This is a genomic window from Clostridium sp. AM58-1XD, from assembly GCF_003464085.1.
Classification (GTDB): Bacteria; Bacillota; Clostridia; order Lachnospirales; family Lachnospiraceae; genus Lachnoclostridium_A.
Map to the genome: position 1 here is coordinate 139,441 of NZ_QSDR01000004.1, position 12,422 is coordinate 151,862.

At 47.4% G+C, this 12,422-nt stretch carries 11 protein-coding genes and 1 pseudogene; 2 read left to right on the plus strand and 10 right to left on the minus strand.

What is annotated here, in order from left to right; translation table 11 throughout:
- Positions 1-100: 100 nt before the first annotated feature.
- The 8 genes and pseudogenes from trpA to DXA13_RS03555 all read right to left on the minus strand — a co-directional run bounded on the left by trpA (position 101) and on the right by DXA13_RS03555 (position 7,852).
- Positions 101-890 (minus strand): annotated as a pseudogene (gene trpA / locus DXA13_RS03520) (tryptophan synthase subunit alpha).
- Positions 883-2,067, minus strand: coding sequence for a tryptophan synthase subunit beta (gene trpB, locus DXA13_RS03525; protein ID WP_118241947.1), 1,185 nt, complete (start codon positions 2,065-2,067; stop codon positions 883-885). Before trpB ends, trpA begins: the two are co-directional and overlap by 8 nt.
- Positions 2,006-2,695 carry a phosphoribosylanthranilate isomerase gene (locus DXA13_RS03530; protein WP_118241948.1) on the minus strand — a complete coding sequence of 230 codons (690 nt, stop codon included), beginning with the start codon at positions 2,693-2,695 and terminating at the stop codon, positions 2,006-2,008. Before DXA13_RS03530 ends, trpB begins: the two co-directional genes overlap by 62 nt.
- Positions 2,692-3,492, minus strand: a complete 801-nt coding sequence (trpC, locus tag DXA13_RS03535; RefSeq protein WP_181995513.1) for an indole-3-glycerol phosphate synthase TrpC — start codon at positions 3,490-3,492, stop codon at positions 2,692-2,694. The genes DXA13_RS03530 and trpC overlap by 4 nt, the downstream gene beginning before the upstream one ends.
- Positions 3,492-4,511, minus strand: a complete 1,020-nt coding sequence (gene trpD, locus DXA13_RS03540; RefSeq protein ID WP_118241950.1) for an anthranilate phosphoribosyltransferase — start codon at positions 4,509-4,511, stop codon at positions 3,492-3,494. The genes trpC and trpD overlap by 1 nt, the downstream gene beginning before the upstream one ends.
- The gene (locus DXA13_RS03545; RefSeq protein ID WP_118241951.1) at positions 4,504-5,094 is read right to left on the minus strand and encodes an aminodeoxychorismate/anthranilate synthase component II; all 591 of its coding nucleotides are present in this window, start codon (positions 5,092-5,094) and stop codon (positions 4,504-4,506) included. The genes trpD and DXA13_RS03545 overlap by 8 nt, the downstream gene beginning before the upstream one ends.
- Positions 5,091-6,572, minus strand: a complete 1,482-nt coding sequence (gene trpE / locus DXA13_RS03550) for an anthranilate synthase component I (protein WP_118241952.1) — start codon at positions 6,570-6,572, stop codon at positions 5,091-5,093. Before trpE ends, DXA13_RS03545 begins: the two co-directional genes overlap by 4 nt.
- A gap of 659 nt (positions 6,573-7,231) precedes the next feature.
- The gene (locus DXA13_RS03555) at positions 7,232-7,852 is read right to left on the minus strand and encodes a hypothetical protein (protein ID WP_118241953.1); all 621 of its coding nucleotides are present in this window, start codon (positions 7,850-7,852) and stop codon (positions 7,232-7,234) included.
- 157 nt (positions 7,853-8,009) lie between these two features.
- Here DXA13_RS03555 and DXA13_RS03560 point away from each other — a divergent pair, with 157 nt between their 5' ends.
- Entirely contained in the window at positions 8,010-9,422 is a 1,413-nt protein-coding gene (locus tag DXA13_RS03560; protein WP_118241954.1) for an MATE family efflux transporter, read from the plus strand.
- Here the strand turns inward: DXA13_RS03560 and DXA13_RS03565 are convergent.
- Both DXA13_RS03565 and DXA13_RS03570 read right to left on the minus strand, forming a co-directional pair.
- Positions 9,327-9,848: a Gx transporter family protein gene (locus DXA13_RS03565; RefSeq protein ID WP_118241955.1), complete on the minus strand. Its 522-nt coding sequence runs from the start codon at positions 9,846-9,848 to the stop codon at positions 9,327-9,329. The genes DXA13_RS03560 and DXA13_RS03565 overlap by 96 nt on opposite strands.
- Positions 9,849-10,574 (minus strand): YkgJ family cysteine cluster protein, encoded by a 726-nt coding sequence (locus DXA13_RS03570; RefSeq protein ID WP_243008951.1) that lies wholly within the window; start codon positions 10,572-10,574, stop codon positions 9,849-9,851.
- 192 nt (positions 10,575-10,766) lie between these two features.
- On the opposite strand from DXA13_RS03570, the gene DXA13_RS03575 reads away from it, so the two are divergent.
- Positions 10,767-12,407, plus strand: coding sequence for a GGDEF and EAL domain-containing protein (locus DXA13_RS03575; RefSeq protein ID WP_118241956.1), 1,641 nt, complete (start codon positions 10,767-10,769; stop codon positions 12,405-12,407).
- The last annotated feature ends 15 nt before the right edge of the window (positions 12,408-12,422 follow it).

The following is a 12,422-nucleotide window of genomic DNA, read 5'->3' on the forward strand; positions in this document are numbered from 1 at the left end:
GATACCAGATAAAGTGACTTGGCCACTGCCTCGGAACGGAATCTGGTATCGGAGACATGCCCGCATTTAATTTTGCGCTACCCTCAGTTACTAGATATCATTATAGCTTTTCAGGGGAGTTTGCACAAGTAGCCGCCTTCATTTTCCTCACATATTCACGCACCGGTTCTTCTGCATCGCAGCCGTACTTTTCGATCAGTTTTACAATGGCGCTTCCCACGATGACTCCGTCGCACATACCGGCGATCTTCTCTGCCTGTTCCGGCGTGCTGATTCCGAATCCCACGGCTGCCGGTACGCTGGAAGCTTCCTTCACTGCCGCCAGTATGGACGGCAGATCGGTCTTGATTTCCGACCGCACGCCAGTCACACCCATAGAGGATACTACGTATAAAAAACCGGCCGCTTCGGAAGCGATTTTCTTAATCCTCTGTTCCGACGTCGGCGCGATCATAGAGATGACATCCACCCCGTACTGAGAGGCCACATCAGACACTTCTCTCTTTTCTTCATACGGAAGGTCGGGAATAATAATCCCGTCTACGCCCACCTCCTGACACCTGGCAAAAAACCGGTCATAACCATAGAAAAATACAGGGTTCAAATAGGTCAGAAATACGAGAGGTACCTGGCTTTTTTTCCGCAGAGAGCAAACCATATCAAATACCTTATCCGTCGTCGCCCCTGCTGCCAGCGCCTGATATTCGCCTCCTGAATGACTACGCCTTCCGCAATCGGATCGGAAAATGGAATACCGATCTCAACCAGATCGCGCCCGCCTCATCCATGGCAAGAATCAGCTTTTCCGTCATCTCCATCGACGGATCGCCTGCGGTCAGAAATCCAATAAACGCTTTACCATTTTCAAATGCATTTTTAATTTTACTCATAGAGATTTACCCCCCTGTATCTTGCAATAGCCGCAACATCTTTATCACCGCGCCCGGACAGGCAGATGATAATAATCTGGTCTTTTTTCATTTTTGGAGCGATTTTCATCACATGCGCAACAGCATGGGCGCTCTCGATCGCACAGATAATTCCCTCTGTCCTCGCCAGATATTCAAAGGCTTCTACCGCCTCGTCATCCCTTACCGGAACGTATTCGGCTCTGCCGGAATCGTGAAGATATGCGTGTTCCGGCCCGATTCCCGGATAGTCCAGGCCAGCAGAAATCGAATATACAGGCGCGATCTGTCCATGTTCATCCTGACAGAAATAAGATTTCATGCCGTGGAAGACGCCAAGCTTTCCCTTGGCAATCGTTGCCGCATGCTGATCCGTATCCACGCCGTGTCCGGCTGCTTCGCATCCAATGAGCTTTACAGATTCATCCGGAATAAAATTGTAGAAGGTTCCCATGGCATTACTTCCGCCGCCTACACATGCAACGACTGCATCCGGAAGCTTTCCTTCCTTCTCCAGAATCTGCTCTCTGGCCTCTTTGCTGATCACGCTCTGGAAATCCCGGACGATCATCGGAAAAGGATGAGGTCCCATGACGGAACCAAGCACGTAATGGGTATCATGAACTCTGGTCGCCCATTCTCTCATGGTTTCGTTCACCGCATCTTTTAAGGTCATCGTTCCGCTCGTGACAGGATGGACCTTGGCTCCCAGAAGTTCCATGCGGAAAACATTGAGGGCCTGACGGTCCGTATCCTCTTTTCCCATGAAAATTTCACACTCCATTCCCAGGAGAGCTGCTGCAGTAGCCGTAGCAACGCCATGCTGTCCTGCTCCTGTCTCGGCGATGATTCTCGTCTTTCCCATTTTCTTCGCCAGCAGCGCCTGACCGAGCACATTATTGATCTTGTGGGAACCTGTATGGTTTAAATCTTCCCTTTTCAGATAGATTTTTGCTCCTCCCAGATCTTTCGTCATCTTCTCTGCATAGTACAGAAGAGACGGTCTACCCGCATATTCTTTCAAAAGAAAATCCAGTTCCCTGTTGAATTCCGGATCGTTTTTATAATGTTCATACGCTTCTTCCAGATGAATGATCTCATTCATCAGCGTTTCCGGTATATACTGTCCTCCGTGGATACCGTATCTGCCCTTTTCCATTTCGAATCCTCCTGATTATCGTTTCTATTTTCACTTTATCCTTCAATCCGTCCGTCTCCACGCCGCTACTTAAATCCACTGCATACGGAGACGTCCGCTCAATTGCTTCCACAACATTATCCTGGTTCAGCCCACCAGCCAGAAAAAACGGCCGCGAGACATGTTCTGCCATCTTCCAGTCAAAGCAGACTCCCGTACCGCCCGGCCCCTGGTCCAGAAGAATATAGTCCGCCCGGCTGCTCTCAGCTCTTCTGACGTCTTCTTCCGACAGGACGGGAAATGCCTGAACGATTTCTATTTTTCTTCCGCTGTTCTGCAGGGAGATAGAAGCGGCTGCCTGTTTCAGGCTCTCTACGTATGAATCCTCTTCCTGACCGTGCAGCTGTACCACGTCAATGATTCCCGCACCGAGAATTTCCATGATAAACGAAATCTCTGCTCGGACGAACACGCCTGCCCGGCGAATCTGGGGGGCGGTTTGAGCCGCCAGCGATGCCGCCTTTCCAGGTGTTACATACCTTCTGCTTTTCTGTGCAAATATAAATCCGATGTAATCCGGCAGAAATTCGTTGACCGCTTCAATATCTTCTTCTCTGGTCAGCCCGCAGATTTTAATCTTCGTGCTCACTGTTCCTGACCTTCTCCTTTCAGAACCATGATCATCTTTTTTTTGTCCCTGCTTCTCATGAGGATTTCCCCCATCAGCACTGCGTCGGCCCCAGACTGTTCGGCCGCTTTTACATCGTCCCTTCCCTGGACTCCGCTTTCCGATACGAAGACCAGCTCCGGCGGAATCAGTCTTCTCAATCTGGTGCTGATCTCATTATCTACGTGAAATGTCTTTAAATTCCTGTTGTTGACCCCCACGATCCTGGCTCCGGAACGAACGGCCATTTCCGCTTCCTCTTCCGTATGCGCTTCCACCAGAGCCGACATTCCCAGGCTCTCAGCGATCTTTCTGTACCGTTTCAACCGCTCCTCGTCCAAGAGGGCGCAAATCAGCAGGACTGCCGACGCTCCGAGGACTTTTGCCTCAAATATCTGATACTCGTCGACAGTAAAGTCCTTTCTGAGAACCGGAATCTCTACTGTCTCTGCAATCTCCTTCAGATATCTGCTGTCTCCCAGGAAAAATTCCGGCTCCGTCAGGACGGATATGGCATCCGCTCCTGCCGCTTCATATTCTTTTGCGATCTCCAGATATGGAAAATGTTCCGCTATCAGCCCCTTGGACGGAGAAGCCTTTTTAACTTCGCAGATAAAGGAAATTCCTGGCTTTTTCAATGCCTTTTCAAACAGAAACTTCTCCCGTTTATCCCGACCTGAAGCTTCTAGCGCCATTTTGACCATTTCTTCAGGAGTTATGGTCTTTTTCTGTTCTTCTACCCGTTTTCGCGTGCTCTCAGCTATTTCATCCAGTATCATCAGTCTTCCTCCCGGCTGTTGGAAAGGTTTATGAAGGCTGTCAGCTGCTTCTCTGCCAGGCCGGAATCAATCGTTTCCGCAGCAAGGCGGATTCCCTCTTCCAGCGTATTTACCTTTTTAGCGATGTAAAGGGCTGCTGCCGAGTTCAGGATAACCGCATCCCTCTTAGGACCCTTTTCTCCTCTTAGAATTGCTCTTGCGATTGCCGCGTTTTCCTCCGGCGTTCCGCCTTCCAGTTCCTTCTTGTCACATCGGCTGAATCCGAACTGCTCCGGCATGATCACGTATGATTTCAGTTCTCCGTCCCTTACCTCACAGACGGTTGTAGGCGCGCTCATGGAAATCTCATCCAGACTGTCCTGGCCGTAAACCACCATGGCATTTCTGACCCCCAGATTTTTAAGCACCTTTGCCAGCGGAACCACCAGAGATTCATCATAGACTCCCAGAAGCTCCATATTGGCTCCGGCCGGGTTCACCAGCGGTCCAAGGATATTGAAAATCGTCCGAATGCTCAGTTCTTTTCTCACAGGAGCCACATATTTCATGGCGATGTGATAGTTCTGGGCAAACAGGAAACAGAGGTTGATTTTCTCCAGGATTTCCCGGCTTTTCTCAGGCGGAACCACAATATTTACGCCGAGAGCTTCCAGCACATCGGCCGCCCCGCACTTGCTGGAAGCAGCTCTGTTGCCGTGCTTTGCTACGGGAACGCCCGCTGCTGAGATCACCAGGGAAGATACGGTAGAAATATTGAAGGAATTCGCTCCGTCCCCGCCCGTGCCTACGATTTCCAGTACATCCATTTCATGAAGAAGGCGGATACAGTGTTTTCTCATGCCTGCTGCACATGCTGTGATCTCTTCAATCGTCTCTCCCTTCATGCTCATGGCAACGAGAAACGCGCTCATCTGCACCGGAGTAGCTTCTCCGCTCATAATCTCATCCATAACCTTTTCTGCTTCTTCGTATGATAAATGTTCTCCCTTTGCAAGGGCTGCAATTGCTTCCTTAATCATGTTTCACTACCTCCAAAAAATTTTCTATCATTTTCTTTCCATCTGGTGTCAGGATTGATTCCGGGTGAAACTGCAGGCCATATATATGGTATGACTCATGCTGCACCGCCATAATCTCTCCGTCATCTGCCCGTGCCGTCACCTTCAGTTCTTTCGGAAGGCTTTCTTCCACCGCTGCGAGGGAATGGTATCTGGCAGCCGGAAACTGTTCCGGAAGCCCTTTCAATAAGAGGCTTTTCTCCTGTTCTGTTCCCACTGCTGTCACGATCGACTGTTTTCCGTGCATCAGCTTCTTTGCATAAGATACGGTTCCGCCAAAAGCTTCGCAGATTGCCTGGTGTCCAAGGCAGATACCAAGGATCGGGATTTTATTTCCCAGTTTCTTCACTACATCCATACAGCAGCCGGCGCCTTCCGGCCTTCCCGGCCCCGGTGAAAGAATGATGGCTTCCGGATTCAGTTCTCCGATCTCCTCTACCGTCATCTCGTCATTGCGGATCACCCGGATATCAGGGTTCAGGGACCCTGTCAGCTGATACAGGTTATAGGAAAAGCTGTCATAATTATCGATCAGTAAAATCATAGTCCTTCTCCCTCCTCTGCCAGGTCCAGCGCGTTCAGAACGGCCCTCGCTTTGTTCATACACTCTTCAAATTCATTCTCCGCCACGCTGTCTGCAACGATTCCTGCTCCTGAGCGGACGAATACTTTATTATTTTTTTTATAGGCCAGCCGGATGGCGATACAAAGGTCCATATTTCCCGTAAAATCCAGATACCCTACGGCTCCCCCATAAATTCCTCTCTTGTTCTGCTCCAGCTCCTGAATGATCTCACACGCTCTGATCTTCGGCGCTCCGGAAAGGGTTCCTGCCGGCAGTACGGCGCTCACTCCGTCCAGCGCCGTCTTGCCTTCTTTCAGCTCTCCCTTTACGGTGGAGCCAATGTGCATGACATGGGAAAAACGCTGTATCTCCATGTATTTATCCACCGTTACGCTTCCGAAGCTGCTGATTTTTCCCAGGTCATTCCGTCCCAGATCTACCAGCATATTGTGTTCCGCCAGTTCCTTCTCATCCGCCAGCAGCTCTCTTTCCAGCAGTAGGTCCTCTTCCTCCGTCTTTCCTCTCGGCCTCGTTCCCGCCAGCGGGAATGTATGGACCGTTCCGTCTATAACCTTAACGAGTGTTTCTGGAGAAGCACCTGCGATTTCCAGATCGTCGCTGGAAAAATAGAACATGTACGGGGAAGGATTGGTGGTCCTAAGAATTCTGTATGTATTCATTAGGCTCCCTTCAAATTCCGCTTCCAGTCGGTTAGAAAGCACCACCTGGAAAATATCTCCTTCATAGATGTAATGCTTCGCCTTCTCCACCATCCTGCAGTACTCTACTTTATTGAACAAGGGCCTGATTTCCGTCGTCTTCCGGCCGGATTCTACTTTCTTCGGCTCTGTCTTCTGCAACAAGTTTCCCATGGATTCCAGTTCCATAACTGCTTTTCTGTATCCTGCTTCTCCTTCTGATACCTTTGCATTGGCGATCAGAACGATTTTCTGGCGGAAGTTGTCAAATGCAATCACCTTGTCAAAAAGCATCAGGTCTACGTCTTTAAAATGTTCTTCATCCTCTCCTTCCAGGCAGAGGGAAGGTTCACTGTACTTGATGTAGTCATAGGAGAAATATCCGACAAGTCCTCCTGTAAACGGCGGCAGATAAGAAATCTTCGGGCTCCTGTTCTCATCCAGAATGTGGCGGATATACTGTTTTGGGCTACCTGACTCTATCTCCAGCACGGTGCCTGCCGTGATCCTGATATTCCCGTTCTCACATACGAATTCCAGCGCCGGTTCAAATCCCAGGAATGTATAGCGGCCCCATTTTTCCGAATCCTCCATGCTCTCCAGGAGATAGACGTGCCTGCTGACCTGCTTCAAAATGTTGAGAACCTCCATCGGGGTTCTGATATCCGAAAAGATTTCCCGGCTCACCGGGACTACCGAATACTTTCCCTCCCTTGTAAAACCGTTAAATTCCTCTATCGAAGGACGAATATTTGCCATAACTGCTCCTTTCTCAAAACCGTATCCATATGCCGTATTTGTGTATTCATCAGCGGCTTAAATTCCCTTCCGCCGTAGTGACCTCGCTGCGTGCGAGGCCGCACTACGCTGGGTCAGACCCTGCGCCTCAGCGGAGCGTTTTTTACTTTCTAGGAAGCGATCACCTGCCCGTTCCAAAGTCAGGTCACCGCCTTCAATCAGGCACTTTATAAGAACAAGGTCTTTCCTGGAAAGCAAAAAAGGCCCGCCCAAGGCAGAATAAACTTCTGCCAAGGACGAGCCTGTAAGTCATAAATGAAAAAACAAAATATGAACAATGCCCGTGGTGCCACCTTGCTTTGTGGTAATTACCACACACTTTTAGAATACTGACATATTCCCGGCAAATAACGCATGCCTTACGTCATGGAATACTCAGCCGATACGGCCTTTGACCATGCCCTCCGTGGTCCATTTGACAAACTGCGTTCTGCGCGGCTTCCACCTTCCCGCGCTCTCTGTAAGTGCACATCTGCCGTTATCTCCACTTCAACGGTTTTGGTTGCTTTATGAATTTTTCAAAGTATACCATCATGGCCATGCCTTTGTCAAGATTATCTTATATAAAATTATGTTATGGCTCCTATAATCTGAAAACGGTACCCTGTCTTCCCCCTCTTCTATTCCATTAATCGGTACGTCCCTTTTCCTGTTTTTATGACCAGACCGGCGGTTTCACAACGATTCATAACTCTCTGAAGCTGCCTTGCGCTGCAGTGAAGTTGAAAGGCTGTTTGTTCGATCCCTTTCAGCACCCCGCCGCCCCGGTATTTCATAAAAGTCATCGCTCTTTCTGTCAAAGACGCCGGGGCGGCATCAATGATTGTGATTGCAGCAATTTTTGTAGAAAGGCTATTGCAGATGAGCTGTAGAAATTGATTGCTGGCAAGCAGAATTTCTTTGTATTTATCAATTGAAAATGAAATACATGTCAGATTCTCAGCCGCTTCCGCGTAGATATTGTTGTTCGCAGGGTAAAATATTTCCATATCACCGAGAAAATAATTCGTATTGCCCCTTGAGAGGGAATAGCGCGTGCCGTCGTCACGGATAAAATAGATATTGACAGACCCCTGTTCGATAATTTGAAAAAGCAAGTCATTTTGAAAGGGCGAAGTCACCAGCTCCCCTTTCTCGTATTGGATCAGGCAGAATTCCACATCCAATGTATTCAGAACATCCTGATATTTGCTTTTGGCAATACAAAGCGCTATTTTATTTTTATCATATATTTTTTCCATATATTTTTCCTATGAACCTTCCTATATATCTTCCCATACATTTTCCCTGTGTATTTTTTCTGCATATTTCCCATAAATTCCCCAACAAGACATATGTCCTGTTTTTTGAAATCATTTTACATTATACTAATTCCGATTTCAAGGAGGTTAGAAGAAAATGACATCTGTTTTTGAAGAAAGAAATATTCCAAAGGCAATCATGAGAGTGGGATTGCCTGCAATGCTGGGTCAGCTTACAACCCTCATTTATAATATTGCCGACACCTTTTTTGTTTCTTTGACCAAGGAGCCTGCAACGATAGCGGCCGTAACTTTATGCGCCCCCATATTACTGATTGTAATGTCTATTGCTGGAATTTTTGGTATGGGCGGAAGCAGTGTAATTGCCCGATTGATTGGAGAAGGGAAGAAAAAAGATGCTGGCGCAACCATAAATTTTTGTGTGTATGCAATGATGGCCGCCGGTATAATCACACTTGTCCTGGGACTTGTTTTTTTGCGGCCGTTGGCAAGAATATCCGGCGCCGATGCCGATAATATTGCCTATACATGTGACTACCTTACATATATTTTTATTGGTGCGCCTTTTATTATGCTTGCCAACGGATTTGTACATTTGTTCCGCTCTGCCGGTTTGATAAAGGAAAGTACCATCGGTCTGATACTGGGAAATGTAATCAATATCATATTAGATTATATCTTCATCGTCCTCTTGGACTGGGGTACGGCCGGAGCCGCCCTGGCAACCTCACTGGGATTTGCATGCGCGTCCTTTTACTATATTGTCTGTATGATTCATGAGGGAAAACGGGGAAACGAACTGCTGCCGCTGTCCCCACAATATTTTACTCCTGACAGGAACATGATTAAAAATGTGGTGGGAATTGGCGTTCCCGGCGCTTTAATTACAGTGCTTATGAGTGTTGCGAATATCGTGCTTAATAATTATATCGGAATCTATGGTTCTAATGCGGTGGCTTCTTATGGCATCGCATACAAACTTGATATGATACCGGTTCTGCTGTCAGTTGGATTATCACAAGGGGTGACTCCGCTGGTCGGCTATTACTATGGCGCAAAGAAAAAGCAGCATATGTCCAGGGTCGTAAGATACACCATCCTCTATGGAATTCTTATAGGGGCCGCATTTACGACAGTTTTTATTCTATTCGGAAAGTTTTTTGCCTCAATATTCCTGAATGACAGCGCTTTGATCGAACAAACGGCTTACTTTTTAAAAATTCTCTGCTTATCAGCTCCTATGCTCGGTGTGATCAATATGGTAACAGGCTATTTTCAGGCATTGGGAAAGGCCTTTCAGTCACTGATTATTACCGTTTTAAGAAATGCGGTATTATTCATTCCCGGAGTAATTATTTTAAATTATTTCTGGAAGTTAAATGGCGTTATTGCAGCACAGGCGGTGATCGAAACCATCCTAACTGTAATCTGCATTTTCATGTATGGCGGCGACTCATCCCTGAGACCGGAAAAAGCGCTCCGTTCTGACGATAATCATTCCGCCCAGCAGTCCGATTACGGCGCCGGCGGCGACTCCGCCGGCCATTAGAGCCGGCAGGTAATAAAACACGCCTTTATTTTCCACTACGAAAGCCGCGATCAGAATCTGGCCGATGTTATGGCCTACTCCGCCCGCCACGCTCACTCCCACAGGACTGAACCATTTGGCAGCCCTGCACACAATCATGAGAATGAGACTTAACGCGCCGCCTGCAAGTCCGTACCACATGCTGAACATATTTCCAAAGGTCATGCCCACAAGAACAATTCTGATGAGAGATACAGTAATCGTTCCGGGAATCCCCACCGTATACAGGCCTACGATCGTAACCAGATTCGCCAGTCCCAGCTTCATTCCCGGCACAGGCAGCGGGATTGGGATCAGCGATTCTATATAACTGAAAATAAATGCGAGCGCAATCAGCATACCATATTTTGATATGAATTCAGTCCGTTCTCTGCTGCTTCTCCCCATTTAGTCCGTTTCCTTTCCCAAATCAGGCTCTACGCTTATTCCTAAACCAGAATCCCCTTTTACTTCCAGTTCTTCTTTAGCCTTTTTAAGTCTCGTATAAAACTGGCCGTAAAAATCCGCCTCCCTGTCGTATGGCTGCAAATAAAATTTCCGCAGCACATACATATTCGCGTTTTTGACCCAGGTTTCATCCCCAGACTGCATAATTTGGGCCTGGAGGCCTTTTAAAAAGCTGTGCCAGCTGACAAGAAATTCTTCATTTCTGCCCACGTTCTCCGTATCGATCCATCTGCGTACTTTTACCTTCGTCTTATTTTCTTTCCTACATGCGCCATCCAGCAGAAAATACCGGATCCCCCTGCCGCCGTAATCCCTGCCGAGAGGAAATATCCTGCATATTCCCGGACGGAACGAGTGGATGCCACATCTGTTTTCTTCGTTTAAAAATGCACATCGTTCTTCATTTTTCACCATTTTCAGATTGGGGAGGATGATTCCGTTTACCACGTTCAGTTCGATTTTTCCGGCCATCAGGCCTTCAAACGACGTCTTAAGATTCGACGTAAGCAGCCAGATATCATAGGGATTCAGCACGATCGAAGCGCCCATTCCCCGGCAGCAGGCAGAACAGCCTTCACAGTCTCCGCAGCCGGCCTTTACCATGTCGTTCAGCCCGTAAAATCTTTCGTCCGATGTCATCCCGCCGCCGTTGTTTAGATATTCCATAATTCTAACCTTCCTTGTCCAATATAGTGCAATTATACTCTAAGTAACGGTACATTACAATTCTGTTTTCTCCAAAACAATTTTATATCCAGATGGAAATCCGATTGTATATCCCGTCCTGTTTTATTATAATAGGTATTAGAAACCTGTTTACCAATTTCTGTAAGAAAGGTCAAATAAACTGGTAGAATTATGAATGATATACTGGATAACGATTTATTTCAAGCATTTTCCACAGCCTCTCATCACGTTTACATCTATGTCTGCGATATGAAAACCGACTTGTCCCGGTGGTCTGAAAATGCGGTCGAATATTTTGATATGCCCGGAGAATACATGACGGACGCAGGCGGAATCTGGCTTCACCGCATCCATCCGGAAGACCGGTCCAAATACACGGAGGATCTCGCTCAGGTTTTCTCAGGAAAAACGCATCATCATAAATGTGAGTACCGCGCCATGAACCGGTATGGAGAATACGTCTGGCTGGAATGCCGCGGAACTCTTATTTATAATCCAGAGGGGAAACCAAAGCTCTTTGCCGGTATCATGACACGGCTGGACGCAAAAAATAAATACGATCCACTCACGAACCTGATGACGATTTATGAATTCAATAACCATGATTTTTCTAATGAATCCGGTTCTCTTCTCCTGATCGACCTGGATCATTTCCGGGAAATTATCAATAAATTCGGATACAGCTTCGGCGACACGGTTCTGTATAATTTCAGCAGAAAGCTGGAAACAATATGTTCTCCAGACCAATATGTATACCGTCTGGAAGGAGATGAATTCATCATCCTCTTACCAGGCGGCACCCGCGAAAGCACAAGGCAGCTCTTTACAGTCATTCAGCATCTGGCGGCGAACCTGAACGGTCCGGACGGCCAGCCCGTACATTTAGGTATTTCCGGCGGTGCGGTGCTCTATCCTGAAAACGGAGGAAAAAGAGATGTGTTATTAGGTTGTCTTGAGCATTCCCTGGAACATGCAAAACATAATGCCAGAGGCAATGTCGTATTTTTTTCACAGAAGATTGCCGAATCCCATAATCATATCATTCAACTTCAGCAAGCGCTCAGAAAATCGATTCTGAATCACTTCGAGGGATTTCAGCTGTACTATCAGCCGCTGGTAGGCACTCCCCAGCATAAGGTTACAAGCTGTGAAGCCCTGCTGCGCTGGTCCGATCCCGCTCTCCCGTCCGTCGCTATTGGGGATATTATAAAACTTCTGGAATTCAGCGGTGAAATCTGTGCCGTAGGACGGTGGATTGTGGATGAGGTATTTAAAAAAGCGCAGAAATGGCAGAAGGATTTTCCCGGCCTGATGGTAGGTTTTAACGTTTCCTACCTTCAGTTTAAGGATCCTGAATTCGTGGACGATCTGATTCAGAAGGCAAAGGAATACCGCATCAATCCCAACTTCGTGTGCATCGAGCTGACAGAAAGCTCAAACGTGGACGATTTTGACACCCTGGCTGGGTGCTTTAAAAAACTACGCAGCTTTGGGTTCTGTATCTCTCTGGACGATTTCGGGATTGCTTATTCAACGCTCCTTCTGATCCGCAATCTTCCGGTCGATTCCGTTAAAATAGACCATTCCTTTATTCTGCATCTCACCAAAGACAATGCGGTCGATCTGGCAATCATTGAAAGTATCGTAAATTTGTGCCGTAAGCTGGATATCCGCGTAGTCGTCGAAGGCGTAGAGAACGCCGAGATTCTGGATATCACAAAAAGATATCCCTTTTCTCTTCTTCAGGGATACTATTTCGACCGTCCTATGCCTGCTGACGAATTCGAGGAAAAGATATTCAAAGTATATTAAAGACAGAGGGTGCTG